The following is a 20,215-nucleotide window of genomic DNA, read 5'->3' on the forward strand; positions in this document are numbered from 1 at the left end:
CTGAACCATTTTTAGGTATTTTCTGCTTTCCAGATTTGCTGATCTTTTAAACAGATTCATCTTTGCTATAGTGCTGGATGTTTTGACTTCAACTGCTAAGGATTTCAGTATGAGTTTCTCTCAAGACGTATGGCAACGTAATCTTGGACTTTATCAAAAGACATTGGCGCTGCCTTTTAACCAGCAACTGGCGCAGGGAACATTAAGCCGTGAAGCTTTTAGTCATTATGTAATTCAGGATGCGCATTATTTACTGGCCTATGGTCGTGCGCTGGCGGTCTGTGCAGCCAAAGCTTTTGAAGCAGATGACGTGATCCAGTTTAGTGAAGCAGCTAAAACTGCCATTGTGGTCGAACGTAGCCTGCATGATGGCTTTATGCAGGATTTTGGCATCAGCAAAACCCAATTCGAAAATACACCTTTGACTCTGGCCTGCCATCACTACACCTCTTATTTACAGGCAACGGCTTGGGCGGAAAGTTATCCGGTAGTTCTGGCTGCCCTCTTGCCATGTTTCTGGATCTATGCGGAAGTGGGTAAGGATATTGTCGATAAGGCAGCGCCGAATAATCCTTATCAGGCCTGGATTGATACCTACGCCGGTGAAGATTTTCATACAGCGGTACGCAATGTAATTGCCACTGTGGATCGGGTGGCAGCGCGGGTCGATGCTGATACTCTGGAAAAAATGCATCAGGCCTATACCCATGCAGCACGTCTGGAATGGTTGTTCTGGGACAGTGCTTATGAACAGCGCCAGTGGCCAGGTCTGGATGATTAATTTTAGTTTCTATTAACTGAGTCCTGTTTAATACAGGGCTTTTTTATTTTATAAAAACTATAAATGATGGAAAGTGAAGCTAATTTTATTGCATTATACAGTATGACATTTCATCCATTAGACGTTTTGAAGAAAGCAAATTCACTCCACGTTTTTACTCAGTTGCTTTAGTACTGATCTTTTGACCAATATCCGACACAACTTGACGTTTAAAATACTTTTATTTGCACTTGAACATTTTTCATTCGGTATCATATAAAGGTTTTTGATGAATTTTCTAGGATCATTGCATGAGCCAAAGTCACATCCGTATTCGAGGTGCACGTACCCATAACCTGAAAAATGTGAACCTTGATATTCCACGCGACAAGTTTGTGGTGATTACGGGACTGTCTGGTTCAGGTAAGTCCTCATTGGCATTCGATACGTTATATGCGGAAGGTCAACGTCGTTATGTAGAATCTTTGTCTGCCTATGCGCGTCAATTCCTTTCGCAAATGGAAAAGCCGGAAGTTGATTCGATTGAGGGTTTAAGCCCAGCCATTGCTATCGAACAGAAATCGACTAGCCATAACCCGCGTTCGACTGTAGGTACCATTACCGAAATCTATGACTATTTACGTCTGCTCTATGCACGCGTAGGTACACCTTACTGTCCGGAACACGACCTGCCTATGGTGGCACAGACCGTAACTGAAATGGTCGATGCGGTTAAAGAACTGGAAGAAGGTACTGCACTGTTATTGCTAGCGCCTGTCGTGCGTGAACGTAAGGGTGAGTACACAGCGCTATTTGAACAACTGCAAAGCCAAGGCTTTGTGCGTGCGCGTGTCGATGGCGAGATCATGGAAATTGATCCGCCACCTGAGTTGGACAAAAAGAAAAAACATACTATTGAAGTCGTGGTTGACCGCTTTAAGGTGCGTGATGATCTCGGTAACCGGATTGCAGAAAGTTTTGAAACTGCGCTGCGTCTCGGTGGAGATATTGCGATTTTGTCCTGGATGAAAGGTGAAAATGATGATCGCGTATTTTCTGCCAAACACTCCTGTCCGGAATGTGACCGCGCTGTGGCAGAACTGGAGCCACGCCTGTTTTCATTTAACAATCCCTTTGGTGCCTGCCCGGTCTGTGATGGTCTGGGTACCCGCAGCCATTTCAGTGCGGACAAACTGATTCCCAATCAGGAAGTCAGCATCAGCCAAGGTGCGATTCGTGGCTGGGATCGTCAGCGTCCGTATTATTATGGCATGCTGCAAAAAGTAGCCGAGCATTTCGGTTTTTCTCTAGAAACGCCTTGGAATGAACTGGATGCCAACACCAAGAAGAAATTCCTTTACGGTACCGGCAAAGAAAAAATTGACCTGAGCTATATTGATGAACGTGGTCGTCGTCATAACCGGGTGATGCCATTTGAAGGTATCTTGCCGCATCTGGAACGCCGTTACCGCGAAACTGAAAGCAATTATGTGCGTGATGATCTGGCGCAGTATCTATCCAATGCCGCTTGTGATGCTTGTGATGGTTCACGTCTGAATGAAATCTCACGTAATGTGAAAATTCTGGACAAGACCATTGCCGACGTTACTCGCATGTCGATTGGCGATGCCGAGAGCTATTATCAAGGTATTAATCTGGAAGGTGCGCGTGGTGAAATTGCGGACAAGATTTTTAAGGAAATCCGTGAGCGTCTGCATTTCCTAGTATCTGTCGGTCTGAACTATTTGAGCCTGTCCCGTTCTGCTGAAACCCTGTCTGGTGGTGAAGCACAGCGTATCCGTCTGGCCTCACAAATTGGTGCCGGCCTCATGGGTGTGATGTATGTACTGGATGAGCCTTCGATTGGTCTGCATCAGCGTGATAATGATCGCCTGTTACAAACCCTGATTCGTTTACGTGACCTCGGTAATACTGTTTTAGTGGTCGAACATGATGAAGATGCAATTCGTGCTGCAGACCATATTATTGATATTGGTCCGGGTGCCGGTGTGCATGGTGGCCATGTGATTGCAGAAGGTACCTATCAGGAACTCGCTGAAAATAAAGATTCCCTGACTGGTAAATATCTGTCTGGCAAACTGAAAATTGAAGTGCCGAAAAAACGGGTTCAGCCACCGAAACCGGAAGAACAGATCAAATTGATGGGTGCTGCCGGGCATAACCTGAAGAAAGTCGATATGACCATTCCATTGGGAATTATGACTTGTGTTACCGGTGTTTCAGGTTCTGGTAAATCTACGTTGATTAACCGGACTCTGTTGCCACTGGCAGCGACTCAGCTGAATGGTGCAACCACGCTGACTGCCGAGAAGTTTGACTCAATTGATGGTCTGCAATTTCTGGATAAAGTGGTTGATATTGACCAGAGCCCGATTGGCCGTACGCCACGTTCGAACCCAGCAACTTATACCGGTTTGTTTACTCCAATTCGTGAACTGTTTTCACAGACTCCGGAAGCCAAAGCGCGTGGTTATACCGCTGGCCGTTTCTCGTTTAACGTGAAAGGCGGACGCTGTGAGGCCTGTGAAGGTGATGGCATGATTAAGGTAGCGATGCACTTTCTGCCGGATATGTATGTGCCGTGTGACGCCTGTCATGGCAAGCGTTATAACCGTGAAACGCTGGAAGTGAACTACAAAGGCAAGAATATTTCTGATGTATTACAGATGACTGTTGAAGATGCCATGCATTTCTTTGATGCGATTCCAGTGATTCATCGTCGTCTGGAAACCTTGCATCAGGTTGGTCTGGGCTATATCCGTTTAGGTCAGTCAGCGACGACCCTTTCTGGTGGTGAAGCACAACGGGTAAAACTGGCACGTGAGCTGGCCAAACGGGATACCGGTAAAACCCTGTATGTCCTGGATGAGCCAACCACTGGTCTGCATTTCCATGATATTGCCAAGCTGCTGGACATCCTGCATGAGCTACGCAATAAAGGGAATACCATTGTGGTGATTGAACATAACTTGGATGTGATCAAGACTGCAGACTGGGTGGTAGACCTTGGGCCTGAAGGTGGTGCGGGTGGCGGTATGATTATCGCGGAAGGTACTCCGGAAGATGTTGTGAAAGTTAAGGCTTCACATACAGGGAAATTCTTAAAGCCGTTATTGAAGTAATTTTATTCTCTCCAATCCTCCTTTGAAAAAGGAGAGAGTGCCCCTCTTTGAAAAAGAGGGGGCTTTTATTTTTGACTATGCGATTGAGCGAATATTTTCAGCCAATTGTGCCAGCGCTTGATCATCCGCCCTTCGAGCATCATGCGATGAAATATAGCCCTCATAAGCATCAAAATACTTATCGACTGAAGAATTAATTGGCTGCCATTTTTCATGGGTATTTTTAGTCTGATGCATTGGAAATAGCTTGGCATGCACATGATCGACACCAAATCCCTCGAACACCATTGCTGTTCGGCCAACGTCATCAAAATAACGATCCAATTTTAGGGCTACCTGCTTGGTATATAAAACCAGATTTGTCAGCACCTGGTCACTCAGTTCAAAGGCATAGCTGGAATAATGCTGTTTTGGAATCACTACGCTTGCGCCCAATGTATTGGGAAATATAGTAAGAAACGCCATAAAATCATCATTTTCATCGATTAAATGACATGGCAATTCCCCTTTTACCATTTGACAGAAAATACAATTTTTACTCATTTTAAGATCCCCTAAATTTTTATATTTTTTAAAAACTTCAATGAAATTTACTTTATTTTTTAACAATATAAATTATAAAATTATGACTCTTCAGACTGTTTAGCTTAAAAAATTCAGTTAAGTGGTTTAAACCTCAGCCACCACATTACGTCCTTTCGCTTTGGCCTTAAATAACGCCTCATCGGCCTGTTCCAGTAAAGCAATCCATGACTCTGCACCAATCGCTACCCCAATACTCACCGATACATGAATATCTTCATCAGCTGCGGTCAGAATAGAATGTTCAGCGACTTCGGTCCGGATTTTATTCGCCAGCATGAAAGCATGCTGCATCTCGATATTTTCAATCAGGACCAGAAACTCATCACCGCCATAGCGAACCAGCAGATCCGAAGCTCGAACATTGGCTTTTAAGCGTTCTGCAACCAGCTGAATAACCTGATCACCAATAATATGCCCATATTGATCATTGACCTGTTTGAAGTGATCAATATCAATAATCATCAGGCAGGTTCGCTTAAACTGGGTCGGATGCACTTCCATAAAACGGATATATTCATCGAGCGCAAAACGGTTAGCCAGTCCTGTCAGGGAATCGGAATGGGCAATATTTTTCAGTCGAAATTCTAATGCTTCACGCTCTTGCAGCATGTGCTGCAGTTTTTGAATTGCTGTAAATAAGGATTCAGTAGGCCGGTCTATTTTTAGTTTTGATTGGGCTTGCTTCCGTTCAGACCCAGTGGACAAATCAAATAAAATTTTACGTGCCCGAATTAAAGGAATAAAGATGCGTTTACGCGCAAAAATCATGGTCAAAATTGCCGTAATCAGGGAAATTCCAGATAAGGCCACCGTCCAGATCAAATGATTCAGACTATGGCGCATTTCCTTAATAGCCACATCTTTGGTGTATTGCAGTAAATAGTTCTGCAAATCAATCACTGTTGTAAATTTATCTACAATAGCTTCAGTCAGCTGGGTTCCAGTTAAATAATAAGGGCGCTGCTGGCGGCTATCTTCAATCAGTCGCTCCACAATCGGTAAACCTTGCTGAATAAATTCAGTTCCGACCCGTTGATGTAAACGAATAAACTCATCAGTTTTGTCCTGAACAGGCTGTAGCGTATCAATGATATCCCAGAGGTAGCGTACCTGATGCTGGACTTGTAAGGAACGGGTAATGTTTTGCTCTGGAATGTGGGTTCCAAATGTCACATGTGCCATGACATTTGACGCTACCCGACCCGATTGATCCCTGAGATCAGATAAAAACAGGATTTCACTCATGTAATTACCCAAACGGGCAGATGGCGTAGCAGAGGCAATCACTACTCCTTTCAGAATTTTACGGCTGCTATCCCAGGCAGTAAACATGGCGAGAATAGCCTGATCCATTTCCTGTGCAGTACGTTCCGGGCGAGGTATTTGAGTATAGAGATCGACCTGCTGACGTCCATTCTGCAAGCTCGGTTTCAATTCAGATAAAAGTTGCTGGCTTAGGTGATTAAAACCAACCTGATCAAGTGCCTGAGCCGTAATTTGCATCTGTTGATCGACTTCCTGACGGTAATCGCTTAACTCCTGCTGATGTTTGGCAAATTCCTCAACCGAGCTAGACATTACTTTGTTGGCAGGTGCCCGTTCCCGGGAGATTTTATTGGCGAGATCGGTGACCTGTTGTAAGGCATAAAGCTGCTGATAGGTTTGTTTTGATTTTAAATAATGTTGACTACTATCAATAATTAAGGGAATACAAATACACAATAAACATAAAATAATGATCGACATCGACCAGTACAGATGTTTGCTGATTTTCTCAGAGCGCAAAGTATTCATCTTGATTTTTAGTCCTTCACATGAATCAAGGACTCCCCATTTAATAGTAGATAGATTATACAAATAAACGCCTACTCATCATCAATATTTCTTCCCAATTGCTTTGATTTTCAGAAGGTTTTTCTTATGTTCTTAAAGGTTTTAACTCTTTATATTTTCAGGATTTTTCATCTGTTATCACTAAAATATAAATAGGAATGAAAATTTCATAATTTAAAATATAAGAAAATTAAAAAACTCGCTTTCTGAACTATTTACACGTGCAACAATTAGGTGCATAATGCACTGCATTAGGGCGAGTTAAATTATTCCTCAGCAGATTTTTTGATTTACCCGCAAATTTTGGCGAAAAAACCTCAATTTTATATAGAAATTGAGGTTTTTTTTTGCAACTTTATAGAACGAAGCAATTTTTAAATTGAAATAATGCACCATTAAGGTGCACTTAAGAATCATCTTTGACGGCTTTCTATACTAGTTTTTCTAATCTTCTTTTATGAACTAATCCGTAGACTGATGCTTCTAAAAAATTCTGGCAAAAAAAAGCCCAACCTTGGGGAAAGCTGGGCCGATAAAAACAAAAATATGTGGAGAATCAGTCAAATTATCATGTAAAAACATGAACTCTAACCTGATTTTTTTATTATCAGTCAATTTGGTAACAATGTAAAGCACATTAATTTACTAGGATTTATGACATATCACAATTTATAGACAAAACAGTGAAATACATCACATTATAACCCTGATTTTGTCGCTAAACCGATCAATTCTTTCATAAATTTGCTTTATATTACAGTTTTTACGCCTCTCTTAAATTCAGTGTAATAAACATGATTATTTTCATGATAAATAAATTGGTTTTTTGAATTAAAATCCACTATTCAACTTAATTAAACAATCAAAAAATCCTTTATTAATTCATTTTCCTGATTAGATGTAACAATTTATTTAGTATACAACATTGTTATTTAAGCTTTTTTCTAAAATAACTAAATTTTCTAATTAAAAGACTATTAAACAAAATCAATACAATGATTTTGTACAAAAAAATAGCGATTTCGAATTGGATTGACTTAATAAATTGTCACAATACAATACGTTCCTGTTGTACATCTTTTGTAACAAAATGGTAAATATCATGAAAAAACTCGGTTTAGCCACTGCTTTATTATTAGCCATGACCGGTGCTCAAGCATATCAATTCGAAGTTCAAGGTCAATCAGAGTTCATCGACAACACTGTAAATGACAAAGATTTCACTGGTGCTGTTCAAGGTACTTACTACTTCAAAGATGTAGACGCTTCTAAAGGCCCTTTAGCTGAAGCTGCTTTCATCAACCAGGCATCTAACGTTTCTGCTGCTTATACATATGGCGAATATGATGTAGATGCTGATGATAGAGACCAGACTTCTCATACTTTCGGTGTGAAAGGTGAAGCTTACATCCCAACTAAAGTTGTTCCTGCTTATGCAAGCGCTTCTTATAGCCATACAATTACTGATGGTAAAGGTGGCCAAAATGATGACAATGGCGACCGTTATGCATTAGAAGTAGGTGTACTCCCTATTCCTAACTTCCTGGTAGCTGTAGGTTACACAAGCGTTGCAGACCAAACTTCTTATGACGCTTTCAATATGTTCAACAACGGCGTTGCTAAAGCTGCTCTTGAGTCTCGCACAATCGATGAAGACCAAGATGCAATCACTGCTCGTACTAAATATGTAGGCGCAATTGACGGCACTAACATGTCACTTGGCTTCGAAAGCGGCTTGGTTTATGGTGAAGATACTGCTTACAACCTAGGTACTACTTTGTACATCAACCCTAAATTAAGCGTTGGTGCATCTTATATGGAATCTAGCTACGCTAACTCTCCAGACAAAGCTTGGGGCGCAAACGTAAACTACTTCATCACTCCAGCAGTTGCTGTAGGTGCTAGTTATGTGAACTCAAACTACGAAGCAAATCTTGCTCAAAATGCTGTAGTTCGTGATACACAAACTGTAGGCTTAAATGCTAAATTCCGTTTCTAATTTCTGAATTAGTGACTGAATAAAAAAAGGACGCATCAGCGTCCTTTTTTATTGGATCAAATATTTATTCTGGAGAACGGACCAGACTTAAAAAGTGCAGATGACGTTCATATTGGTCAATGATGTCCTGGATTAAATCTTCCTGAGTCCATTCCATCACATCATAATTTTGCCCCCCTTCCCTTAAAAAGACTTCTGCCTGATAAGATTGCGGAGAATCTGCATCCGGCATAAAGCTCGGTGCTAAAGTCTGGGTAGCAATGACCTGATAAATAAAGTTCATTTCATTCTGATGATCGACACGTAACTCGATCCCATCTTCCAGTTTAAAGATTTTCACCTGGATGTGACGACGTTTCAGTTCAACCTGAAAACTGTTAAAAGCTTTGCTGACCATCGTATCAATATAATCACGTACTTCATCATGCGTATGCGGATAATGCATAATTAAACCGAGTCGCTGTTGCCAGCTACGCGGGTTCTGAATGGCCCGCGGGGTAATACGTGCAGCTTGTAGCGCATGCATTTTCGTTACATCCAGATGCAGGGCCTTAATCAGTCCCCAGCAAATCAGCAGCATAATAAATGTAAACGGCAAGGCACTCATAATCGTAGCCGACTGCAAGGCTTCCAGCCCACCTGCCAGTAACAGAATGATGGCCAATAAAGCCATTAACACGGTCCAGAACAGACGCTGCCAAGTCGGTGAATTCTCGGTTTTCGCCGTGAGATAATCCGTGACTAATGATCCAGAATCTGCTGAAGTGACAAAGAACAGGATAACCAATACCGTAGCAATAATACTGGTGACTGAATTAAATGGCAGATTACCTAAAAATTCGAACAGCGCTACAGAGGAGTCACGTTGTACTGCCTCAAGCAGATTAGTATTGGCTTCATGCATGATACTGAATAATGCAGCATTGCCCATAAAGCCCATCCAGATCAGGGTAAATCCGGTAGGAATCAGTAGAACCCCAACAATGAACTCACGGATACTGCGGCCTTCGGATACTCTGGCAATAAACATCCCGACAAATGGTGACCAGGAAATCCACCAGGCCCAATACATAATGGTCCAGCCACCAATCCAGCCACTAGGCTGATAGGCATACAGATTGAAGGTCATACTGAACAGGTTTGCAACATACTGTCCAGAATTCTGGATAGTGGTCTGCAGAAGATAGATACTTGGACCGGTAACAAAAACAAAGATGAGTAACAGTAAAGCAAGCAGCAGATTCAGTTCAGCCAGGCGTTTGATGCCCTTATCCAAACCAAAAAATACGGACATTGATGCCATTACAGTGACGGCAATAATCAAAATGACCTGAGTACTGGGGGTCTGCTCAACTCCAAATAGGTAATTCAGACCCGAATTAATCTGAGTCACCCCAAAACCTAAAGTTGTCGCAACCCCAAATACTGTCCCTAAGGTGGCAAAAGTATCTACCCCGTCTCCGATTGGGCCATGAATCCGGTTACCGATCAGTGGATATAAGGCGGAGCGAACTTTTAAAGGCAGATTATGTCGATACGCAAAATAGGCCAATGACAGACCCACAATGGTGTAAATCGCCCAGGCATGCAGGCCCCAGTGGAAGAAAGTCACGCGAATAGCTTGCTGCGCGGCCAGTACAGTTTCCGGTTCACCAGCAGGCGGTGTGACATAGTGCATAACCGGTTCGGCAACACCGAAAAACATCAGGCCAATTCCCATACCTGCGGTAAACAGCATGGCAAACCAGGATGCCTGGCTGTATTTTGGCTGACTATGGTCGGGCCCGAGTTTGATTTTCCCCATATCAGACAGGGCAATATAAATCAGGACAATCAGGAAGATCGCCACGGAGAGGACATAAAACCAGCTAAATGAAGTGGTAATCCACGCATTCATTTGCTTGGTCAACAGGTCGAATGAATCAGGTGCCAGTATTACCAGTCCCAAAAAAATGGCGATAATCACCACTGTACTAATAAAGACATTCGGATTGATATTGGCAAACCAGGATGAAGGTTTGGAAGGCATAGATCCCCCATTTTTTTAATAGATTGGATGCCGGGAGGCTTGAATCATTATTGATAAGTAAAAACATTCTGATCGAGAGAATTACGATCAAAGATACGTTTTGGACCTTAAGATTTTAAAATATTCAGGAAAATAAAGCCGTTAAGTTACTGTAACCAAGCTATGCAGCTCTGTACGTTCTATTCCTCAGGCTTTCTATGCTTATGTTGTATATGAGTCTGTTTAGGAAGATGGGAAATATACTGTAAGGCAATCAGACGGGAAACAATCAAGGCCAGATACATTACCCCGACAAACATTTGGATAATGGCAAGCATCCGTGCGACCGGGCTGACCGGCATCACATCAGATAATCCTGTAGCAGACTGCACACTAAAACTCAGAAAGAGCAGATCCAGCCACGGCTGATAAGCTTTTAGATCTGGGTCCGAAAAGCTGTAAGGTACCCATAACTGGCAAATGCTATAGAGAAAAGCAAAGCCCCAAGCCAGCAATGTGAAAACTGCTCCCGCTGCAAATAGTTCGTCTTTGGTCAGATAACGGTCATGAAACATATAACGTAACAGGCCATACGCTGCACTGAAGTAGGCACTGGCTTCAAACAGATGCGCGACGATCATGATCCAGGTATAGCGCAGCCCCAACACAATTAATGACGAAAAGAAGATGGCCCCTGCGACAAAGATGAGTCCCAGAATGGTAAACATCGGAGTCTGACGAATTACCTTGGCAATCACCAGCAAGACCACCACTCCCAGCATCCATGTACCCGCGCGATAAGAAACGCTGTCATAACTCAGCATCGACAGAATCAGAATCAGTAACTGCAGGCATAGCAGCCAGGCAGAAGGCAGATACTTAAAATGGGTCCAGAATCGTAGCAGGGAGTGCTTCATGAGATTTGTCTTGATGTCCTGTCGAGCATCATTATTGTTATCGCTGGCTTAACATAGCATGATCTGTCGAATGGATAGAAACAGGATTGTATAAAAATCATTGAAATCTCAGTTAAAAATAGCTGTATTTAATTTTAGATAAACTATCCCAAAGTATTTCATTGGGTAGCTCAGGTATTTTATCGCTATAAAAAAAGCCCCCATCAGGAGGCTTTTTTAGGACATCAGATCTTAGTGATCAGATGCACCTGAGATTCCAATACCTGTTTGTGAGCGAACAAACTGTGCATCGAAAGCTTTGCGTTCTGCTTGTGCTTTCACTGAGCGGTCTGTGATGGAGAAGAACCAGCAGCAGAAGAAAGACAGTGGCATTGCAAATAATGCAGGACCATTAAATGGAACGACTGGTGTATCTGAAATCGCGAAAGTATCTACCCAAACTGCTTTAGACAGTATGATCAGTACTACTGCAGTCACCAAACCAACCACGCCACCAATGACAGCACCACGTGTGGTCAGGCCTTTCCAGAACATAGACAGAACCAATACCGGGAAGTTGGCACATGCGGCTACCGAGAATGCCAGACCCACCATGAAGGCAACGTTTTGCTTCTCGAACAGGATTCCCAGAATCATCGCAAAGATAGCAAGACCAAGAGTTGCAATTTTAGACATGCGCAGTTCAGATTCAGGTGTAGTACGGCCTTTCTTGAATACGTTTGCATACAAGTCATGTGAAATTGCTGAAGCACCTGACAAGGTCAAACCTGCAACTACCGCAAGAATGGTTGCGAATGCCACTGCAGAAATGAAGCCCATGAACAGGTCACCACCCACAGCATCTGCCAGGTGAACCGCGGCCATGTTGTTACCGCCCACCAGCTCTAGCTTGCCTGTGATTGCCATTTTTGCAATGTCTAGGAACTGCGGGTTGTTCGCTACGTATAGAATCGCACCGAAACCGATAATGAAGGTTAACAGGTAGAAGTAACCGATAAAGCCTGTTGCAACCACCACTGATTTACGTGCTTCTTTGGCATCTTTTACTGTAAAGAAACGCATCAGGATATGTGGCAGACCTGCTGTACCAAACATCAGCGCCAGACCAAGAGAAATCGCATCGACCGGATTCGAAGCGAGATTACCCGGACCCATAATCTTGGTTGCATCTGCAAGGCTCAAGTCATGTACTTTAGAGTAAACCTGAATCGATTGTTCAAACATATTGGTAAAGCTGAAACCTACGCCCTTCATTACCATGAAAGCCATAAATGTCGCACCAGACAACAGCATTACTGCTTTAATGATCTGTACCCAAGTGGTCGCTAGCATGCCACCGAAGATTACGTAAGCCATCATCAACAGGCCAACAATCACCACAGCAATATTGTAGTTCAGACCGAAGAGTAACTTGATCAACTGACCTGCACCTACCATCTGTGCGATCAGGTAAAACGCCACCACAACCAGTGAACTTAATGCAGCTAGAGTACGCACCGGTTTTTCTTCCAGACGGAACGACACTACATCAGACAGGTTAAATTTACCCAGGTTACGCAAACGTTCTGCCACCAGGAATAAAACGATTGGCCAACCCACCATAAAGCCTAGTGAGTACAGCAATCCGTCAAAACCGGACAGGAATACCATCGCGGAAATACCGAGGAAAGATGCTGCAGACATGAAGTCACCAGCAATGGCCAGACCGTTCTGGAAGCCAGAAATCCCGCCGCCGGCAGTATAGAAATCATTAGTATTTGTGGTTTGTTTGGCAGCCCATTTGGTAATAAATAAGGTTGCTCCAACGAAAATCACAAACATGATAATCGCGTGCCAGTTGGTCGCTTGCTGCTCCGCAGCACCCAGATCTGGTCCAGCAAATGCCATTGCCGAGCTGAGCAAGGTCAGCGCTGCAGCAGCAAGCGCTTGATATGAAATCCCTTTCATCTTAGTGTTGCCCCTTTTCTTTTGTAATCGCTTCCACTTCCTGAATTGCTTCTCTGTTCAGCTGATCAAGTTTGTTATTGGCAATGTAGGAATACACCCAGCACAATATAAAAGACAAAATAATGATACCGATACCTAGAGGTACACCCCAGGTCGTTACACCGCCAGAAATTGAAGACAATAGAAATTCTTTGTTGTAGCCAACAAGCAACATGAAACCGACATAGACAAATAGCATGATGCCGGTTAAGGTCCAGCTCAGCGTACTTTTTCTACGTACCATTTCTTTGAATTTGGGATTCTGTAGAATTCTTTCTACTTGAGCCTCATCCATAGTTACACTCCTGTAGCCCCACCATGGGCTTACTATTTTTTAATTCGAATTATCACTGTTGCAAAATAACAACATTTAGAATGACTTGTAATTTAGACTTTGGTCGTTAAAAAATGATCAATTTAAACTGCTGAGTGCATGATGCGGTATCATAGCGTCATGCACAGTACACATCAGGCTATATGAACAGTTGGCTCATCATAGGGGTGCTCGCCCTCTATATCACTTTACTCTTTACTTGCGCTTTCTATGGGGAAAAACATGCCAGCCGGCTGAGTACCCGTGGCCGCATGCTATTGTTTAGTTTAACTTTAGGCGTCTACTGTTCTTCCTGGACATTTTATGGCGCGACCGGTGCTGCGGTTCGTGAAGGAATTATTTTCCTGCCGATCTATCTTGGTCCCCTGCTCTTTGTCGCGATTGGTTACGATATCTGGCGCCGTCTGGGACGGGTACGCCAGCATCATGCGATTTCCTCTATCGCCGACTTCGTCGCTGCACGTTATGGTAAGAGTGGGCCTCTGGCTTCGCTGGTCACCATTCTGGCGGTGATTGCCATCATTCCCTATCTGGCTTTGCAGTTACGTGCAATTGCCTTGAGTGCGGCGGTCATTCTGGAACCTTCAGCCGGGATTGCCAGTACCACCAATAGCGTACTGTTCCTGACTGGCGTCCTGGCGATTCTGGCGATGATTTTCGGTACCCGGCAGATTGCCAACACCGAACAGCATGGCGGTCTGATGCTGGCTGTCGCCTTTGAGTCTTTTGTTAAGTTATTTGCCTTGCTGGCCGTAGCCTGTTTCTTCATTTTTGAAGCACCAGAAAATCTGCCTCAGATCAGTAGCGATATTCAGTCAACCTTCCATGATGTACAGCTGTTTGGCGTACCGGAAAGTTTCTGGGTACAGACCCTGTTGGCTGCACTGGCGATTATCTGCTTGCCACGTCAATTCCACGTAGCAGTGGTTGAATTACGGGATGAAAAACATATCCGTGGTGCACGTCGCTGGTTTGCCATTTATCTGATTCTGACCACACTGGCAATTATCCCGATTGCCAGCTGGGCACTGCATGCGGCTCCCCAATATTTAGCGATTCCAGATGTCGCGGTACTGTCTTTACCGCTTAGCTATAATCAGGACTGGCTGACCTTATTGGCCTTCTTAGGCGGTTTCTCGGCTTCGACTGGTATGTTACTGGTGTCTTCAGTCGCCCTGTCGATCATGCTGAGTAATGACCTGATCATGCCAGCGCTCTGGCGGTTAAACCTGATCTCACGGCATGACAAGCGTTTACCACTGGTACTGAAATTTACCCGCCGGATCTGTATCCTAGCCGTGATGTTGATGGGCTTTCTGTTCTTCAACTTTTTTAATGATATTGACCAGCTCTCAGTCTTTGGTCTGCTGGCCTTTAGTGCCGTGGCACAATTCGCCCCTGCCCTGATTGGTGGTCTGTATTGGCGTGGCGGGAGTAAGCAAGGTGTATATGCTGGCCTGCTGACCGGTTTCGCTTTATGGTCGTATACCCTGCTATTACCAACGATTTTGCGCAGCCTGCCAGAAGCCTATCAGCAGTTCAGCCAGAGTTTTCTGGAACAGGGTCCTTTGGGCTGGAACTGGTTACGTCCTGAAGCCCTGATCGGTTTCGAATCTTTTGATCCTTTAACGCATGGTGTGGTCTGGGCACTAGGTCTGAACACATTCCTATATATCTGGGTTTCCCGGATGTTCCGTCCAAGTGTGGCTGAACAGATTCAGGCGGAAAGTTTCTTCTACTATGAAACCAAGCCGCTTCCTTCTCAAAGTCCATCTACTGATGTCAGCTACTCGCATCAGGATGTCGCCCGTTTAAAAGTTGGTGACCTGATTACGCTGGCCAAGCGCATTACCGGTGAAGGTCCAACCATGCAGGCCTTCCAGCAGTTCTGTGCTCAAAATAGTGTGGAACTGAATGAAAATAGCAGTGCCAATGGCATGTGGTGGCGTTTTACTGAGCAGTATCTGGCCGGTACCATTGGTGCAGCCTCGGCACGTACCCTGCTGACTACCGCGATGGTGAATAATGGCCTGGCCCTCGGTCAGGTGGCGAATATTCTGGATCAGGCCTCACAATGGCAGCGTTTTAACCAGAACCTGATCATGACCATGATCGACCATATGACCCAAGGGGTGAGTGTGGTTGATGAAAATATGTGTCTGGTCGCCTGGAACAACCAATACCTGAAACTGTTCGACTATCCAAAAGATATTGTTTATGTCGGCTGTCCAATCGCTGACCTAATCCGTTATAACGCTGAACGCGGTGAATGTGGTCCGGGCTCGGTCGAAGAACATGTGCGTAAACGGATTCACTGGATGCAGGTCGGCAGTGCGCATGAATTTGAACGGATCCGTAAAGATGGCCGCGTGATTCAGATGCGGGGTAACCCAATTGAAGGCGGTGGTTTCGTGACGACCTTTGCCGATATTACTGCCTTCCGTGAAAATGAAGCATTACTGGAAGCCCGGGTTCAGGATCGTACCCAGCAGCTCGCTGATGCCCTGTCTGAACAGCAACTGGCGCGTGAACAAGCCGACAAAGCCAATATGTCCAAGAGCCGCTTTATTGCTGCCGCCAGTCATGACCTGTTACAGCCAATGCATGCTGCACGTCTGTTCAGTACGGCGCTGGAGCAAAGTGTACAAAGCGAAGAAGATCGCAAGACCCTGCAGCAACTGGATCGTGCCCTGCATGGGGCAGAAAGCATGCTCTCAGCGCTGCTGGATATTGCCCGACTGGAGGGCGGTACGATTCAGCCGAAACGCCAGGCTTATCCACTGCATGATTTATTAAGTGATCTGGAACTGCAATTCAAATCCATTGCGGCACAACGTGGCATCAAACTGCGAGTGCATGATGCCCAGTTCTGGATTGACACCGATCCACAATGGATTCGCCGGATTATCCAGAACTTTGTCAGCAATGCCCTACGTTATACCGCCAAAGGTAAGGTCGTGGTCGGTGTACTGCGTTCTAGCAACCGGCCAAATCATATCCGGATCGGGGTTTGGGATACCGGTCCCGGTATTGCTGAAGAACAGCGCATCAAGCTGTTCCAGGAATTCGAGCGTTGTGGCCATACTTCGCCTTGGGGTGAACAGGGTCTGGGGCTTGGCCTCGCCATCGTGCAACGTATGACTGGTCTATTGGATTATCCAGTTCATGTTTCTTCCGAGCTGGGCAAAGGTTCCTGCTTCATGATTGAAGTGCCACTGACCGCAGCACCGAAAGTCGTTGCCGCCCCTGTTCAGGCTGTGCCGTTGAAGTCCAAGGCCTTTAAGATTCTATGTCTGGACAATGATGAAACCATTCTGGAAGGTATGTCGACCTTATTAACCAAATGGGGTTATCAGGTCTTTAAAGCCACCGAACCAGAACAGGCAGCCGAAATGATCCAGCAGGAAAATATTCAGGTCTGGCTGGTGGATCAGCATTTAAATCAGGACAAGATCGGTCTGGACTTTATTCTGGAACATCGCAGCAGTGATATTCCGGTGGCATTGATTACCGCAGATTCTGATCCGGAACTGCCACAGCGCCTGAAGGATTTAAATATTGTCCTGCTGAAAAAACCGTTAAAGCCTGCTTCACTCCGTTCCTGGTTATCCGGTCTGAAAATCTCGGGTAGCTAGAACTTTTTATTTTCATCTCAATGCCCATTTTAATGATTTAAAGTGGGCATTTTTTATATCAAACAAATACCTTTCTTTACCTGACTGGCAAAAAAATCAGGCCAATGTGCTAAAAGCACCAAATTTCACATAATTCCTGCTGATAAATTGCTCAAAATTATCATTTCAGCATTCTCTATGGCAAAAGCCACCAATTCTATTAATATACATATGTACACCTAGTTACAATTATTTAAGTTGTTGTTTTAAATTAATTTTTAATCCTATTTTATGGCAGATAGAACTTTGGTCGTATTTTTAATACAACAGGCTTAGCTCTAAAAATAGACAATATAAGAAACGATCAGTTTCCATCTGACAATGCCTAAATCCTTTTGGCAGCTGGTCTATTTGCACTGCTAGATAGGAGTTATAAAAATGAAACTCGATGAATCAATTGCTCAGCTTCCCGCACAGACTCAGCAATTCCATCGCCAATATGGTGCTAATGCCTTATTACCCAGCATCGACTGGACGCAAATGTTTAAATACAGCAAACTCGACGATACCCAGATTCAGGCGCTCGAAACTCTGTATCAGCATGCAGTTCCTTTAGCCCTGCAAGTTTTTGATGAACTGCATTTTGATGTCTTTGAACCTTATGCCTACAAACCGCAAGGTTTAGGCTTATTTGAACGTCTGGCTGAACAGGAAAACAAGCTGATTGAATCTCTGGAAGCGGAAGCCGAAGATTTGCCAGCAAAAACCCGCCATCAGATCTGGAGTATGCTGCTGCGTGGTGGTGCCGTACTGGTCTTTAAAGCGTGGCTCGGCAAAGTGAAAAATGAAGAAGATTGCCTGGATACCACCCAGTTTGATGAACTCTCTGACTTGCTCTTTATCAAAACCTGCCCGCATGAACTGGCAGAGCACCTACAGGTCGATCCGAATAGCACAGACGAGCATGTATTCCTGATGTATGAAGATGAAGTTTATCTGGACCGTTTTAACAGTCTGGAAACTGCTGCCCTGTTTGTAGACTTAGGTGTGTATGATGCGACTTTCCTGAGTCTGCGTGATGATCGCGTAGCAGAATACCTCATCTCCAAAGGCTATGTCACTCAAGAACAGATTGATGAACTGCAATCCGCACTGAATCCAATGTTCTGTACCGATGTCACCCAAAAACAGGATTATATTGCTTAATCTGGCAATATATTCGCAATAAAAAAGACCTCAATTGAGGTCTTTTTTATTTTGTAAGTTAAATCCCTTACATTTTCTTTTCTTCAATATTCAAGGCATTGATAGCAAGCACCGCCTGGGTACGGTTTTGTACACCCAGCTTACGGAAGATTGCTGTTACGTGCGCTTTAATCGTAGCTTCTGAAACATCCAGTTCATAAGCAATCTGTTTGTTCAGCAGGCCTTCAGCTACCATCATCAGGACGCGGAACTGTTGTGGTGTTAGCGACTGAATCCGTTCTGCCAATGCAGTTTCGTCTGCAGCACGCGGATCGAAATTCATGTTGGCTGGCAGATTGGGTGGTAACCAGATTTCCCCTTCGAGGACTTCACGAATCGCTTCACCAATATGGCTTGGATGTGCAGATTTTGGAATATAGCCCATTGCACCATGTGCAATCGCACGCTGGATAATGCTGGCTTCTTCGTGAGCAGAAACGACAATAATTGGAATCGAAGGATATTGGGCGCGAACGTGGACCAGAGCAGAAAAGCCCGATGCACCTGGCAGGTTTAAATCCAGAAGGACAAGATCAGGCTCAGGACCATTTTCTAGACGTTCATAAAATTCATTGACTGCTGCAGTTTCATGAATCTGCGCTTGTGGCAGACTATAACGAACAGCTTGGATCAGAGCATGACGAAACAGTGGATGATCATCAACGATTAAAATATTCATAGGACGTGAGAGAGATCTTGTGCACAGTAGCTCCTATTCTAACCACACAAGCCAGTTTATGGATATGCAAGATCACCAATTTTTTAAATAATGTGGAGTTTTTCTTTAATTTTTTTAAATTTTGGCTTATTTCAATAATTCTTTAATTCTCATCACTTTTTTATATATGATTTATTCCTATTCTGCATAGCTTATCTTTATTCAATATAAATATAGTTATCAGCCATTTATCCAGCTCTCTATGTTTCAGAAGCACATTTTCCGCTTATATAGAAAAATCAGATAACTTTTCAGCATTTCGTTATTTTACACCTACTGCGGCAATCGGGATTAATAGGGTCATTCCGAGCTTAACCATTTTTAGGTACTTCACATGTCCCATTTTTCCGAGCAAAAACCTTTAAACATCGTGGCTGTTTCTGGCGGCCTGAATCACCCATCTAAAACCGAAGCATTGGTTCAAGCCATTCTGGATGAACTGGGTGAAGCGACGCCAATCAATGTACATTTCATTAAATTTAGCGAAATCGGCCAGCTTTTAGGTGGTGCAATTTACCGTAACCAGTTACCGCAACGCGTGCAGGATGAGCTGGCAGCCGTTGAAGCAGCAGATGCCCTGATTGTTGGTACGCCTGTTTACCGCGCTTCATTTACGGGCCTGTTCAAGCATTTCTTTGACTTCGTAGAACAAACGGCGCTGGTAGATGTACCGGTTCTTTTAGCAGCTTCTGGTGGTAGTGACCGTCATGCGCTGGTTCTTGAGCACCAATTACGCCCATTATTCAGCTTCTTCCAGGCACAAACCTTACCAATCGGGGTATATGCCACAGATCGTGACTTTACGCCTGAATATACTATTCACAGCGAATTACTTCGTGCCCGTATTACCCTGGCAGTGGCTCGTGCCTTACCGATCCTTGAATGGGCGCCAGCAAAGGGGCAGCGTGCTGAGGTCATTAAAGAAAAATCTCAGCAAGCCAACCAGAGCCTAGGCATCAACAAGCAAATCGAACAGGAAGAAGTTTTACCTTCAGCTGCAGTGCCAAGCCTGGATGCCGCAGAATCCCGTTTGCACAGCAAGAAAGTGCCAAAGACTCAAGTGGCTTAATGGC

At 44.1% G+C, this 20,215-nt stretch carries 13 protein-coding genes; 6 read left to right on the top strand and 7 right to left on the bottom strand.

Going from position 1 to position 20,215, the window contains the following annotated elements:
• The first annotated feature begins 109 nt into the window (after positions 1 to 109).
• Positions 110 to 781, top strand: a complete 672-nt coding sequence (gene tenA, locus FTU03_RS01005) for a thiaminase II (protein ID WP_179991937.1) — start codon at positions 110 to 112, stop codon at positions 779 to 781.
• Positions 782 to 1,071: 290 nt separating this feature from the next.
• Positions 1,072 to 3,903: an excinuclease ABC subunit UvrA gene (gene uvrA / locus FTU03_RS01010; RefSeq protein WP_179991936.1), complete on the top strand. Its 2,832-nt coding sequence runs from the start codon at positions 1,072 to 1,074 to the stop codon at positions 3,901 to 3,903.
• A 75-nt stretch (positions 3,904 to 3,978) separates the two neighbouring features.
• On the opposite strand, the gene FTU03_RS01015 is transcribed toward uvrA, so the two are convergent.
• Complete coding sequence (locus FTU03_RS01015; RefSeq protein ID WP_166139514.1) at positions 3,979 to 4,446, bottom strand: HIT family protein; 468 nt, start codon at positions 4,444 to 4,446, stop codon at positions 3,979 to 3,981.
• Between the two features lie 126 nt (positions 4,447 to 4,572).
• The gene (locus FTU03_RS01020; protein WP_179991935.1) at positions 4,573 to 6,282 is read right to left on the bottom strand and encodes a GGDEF domain-containing protein; all 1,710 of its coding nucleotides are present in this window, start codon (positions 6,280 to 6,282) and stop codon (positions 4,573 to 4,575) included.
• Positions 6,283 to 7,423: 1,141 nt separating this feature from the next.
• Here FTU03_RS01020 and omp33-36 point away from each other — a divergent pair.
• On the top strand, positions 7,424 to 8,320 hold the full coding sequence (gene omp33-36, locus FTU03_RS01025; RefSeq protein ID WP_005232638.1) for a porin Omp33-36: 897 nt from the start codon (positions 7,424 to 7,426) through the stop codon (positions 8,318 to 8,320).
• Positions 8,321 to 8,384: 64 nt separating this feature from the next.
• On the opposite strand, the gene FTU03_RS01030 is transcribed toward omp33-36, so the two are convergent.
• From FTU03_RS01030 to FTU03_RS01045, 4 genes are all read right to left on the bottom strand, one after another.
• On the bottom strand, positions 8,385 to 10,349 hold the full coding sequence (locus FTU03_RS01030) for a choline BCCT transporter BetT (RefSeq protein WP_166139507.1): 1,965 nt from the start codon (positions 10,347 to 10,349) through the stop codon (positions 8,385 to 8,387).
• A gap of 179 nt (positions 10,350 to 10,528) precedes the next feature.
• Positions 10,529 to 11,245: an ion channel gene (locus tag FTU03_RS01035; protein ID WP_159123809.1), complete on the bottom strand. Its 717-nt coding sequence runs from the start codon at positions 11,243 to 11,245 to the stop codon at positions 10,529 to 10,531.
• A 231-nt stretch (positions 11,246 to 11,476) separates the two neighbouring features.
• Complete coding sequence (locus FTU03_RS01040; RefSeq protein WP_159123808.1) at positions 11,477 to 13,192, bottom strand: cation acetate symporter; 1,716 nt, start codon at positions 13,190 to 13,192, stop codon at positions 11,477 to 11,479.
• Between the two features lies 1 nt (position 13,193).
• The gene (locus FTU03_RS01045) at positions 13,194 to 13,526 is read right to left on the bottom strand and encodes a DUF485 domain-containing protein (RefSeq protein ID WP_004781535.1); all 333 of its coding nucleotides are present in this window, start codon (positions 13,524 to 13,526) and stop codon (positions 13,194 to 13,196) included.
• Positions 13,527 to 13,708: 182 nt separating this feature from the next.
• On the opposite strand from FTU03_RS01045, the gene FTU03_RS01050 reads away from it, so the two are divergent.
• Positions 13,709 to 17,200 (top strand): PAS domain-containing hybrid sensor histidine kinase/response regulator, encoded by a 3,492-nt coding sequence (locus tag FTU03_RS01050; RefSeq protein ID WP_159123807.1) that lies wholly within the window; start codon positions 13,709 to 13,711, stop codon positions 17,198 to 17,200.
• A 417-nt stretch (positions 17,201 to 17,617) separates the two neighbouring features.
• A complete protein-coding gene (locus FTU03_RS01055; RefSeq protein WP_179991934.1) occupies positions 17,618 to 18,385 on the top strand; it encodes a hypothetical protein in 768 nt (255 codons plus the stop codon).
• A 67-nt stretch (positions 18,386 to 18,452) separates the two neighbouring features.
• Here FTU03_RS01055 and FTU03_RS01060 read toward each other — a convergent pair whose 3' ends face one another.
• Complete coding sequence (locus tag FTU03_RS01060) at positions 18,453 to 19,103, bottom strand: response regulator transcription factor (protein WP_004781530.1); 651 nt, start codon at positions 19,101 to 19,103, stop codon at positions 18,453 to 18,455.
• Between the two features lie 373 nt (positions 19,104 to 19,476).
• Here FTU03_RS01060 and msuE point away from each other — a divergent pair, with 373 nt between their 5' ends.
• Entirely contained in the window at positions 19,477 to 20,211 is a 735-nt protein-coding gene (gene msuE / locus FTU03_RS01065) for an FMN reductase (protein WP_179991933.1), read from the top strand.
• The last annotated feature ends 4 nt before the right edge of the window (positions 20,212 to 20,215 follow it).

The sequence above is a fragment of the Acinetobacter sp. YH12046 genome, from assembly GCF_013419905.1.
Lineage (GTDB): Bacteria > Pseudomonadota > Gammaproteobacteria > Pseudomonadales > Moraxellaceae > Acinetobacter.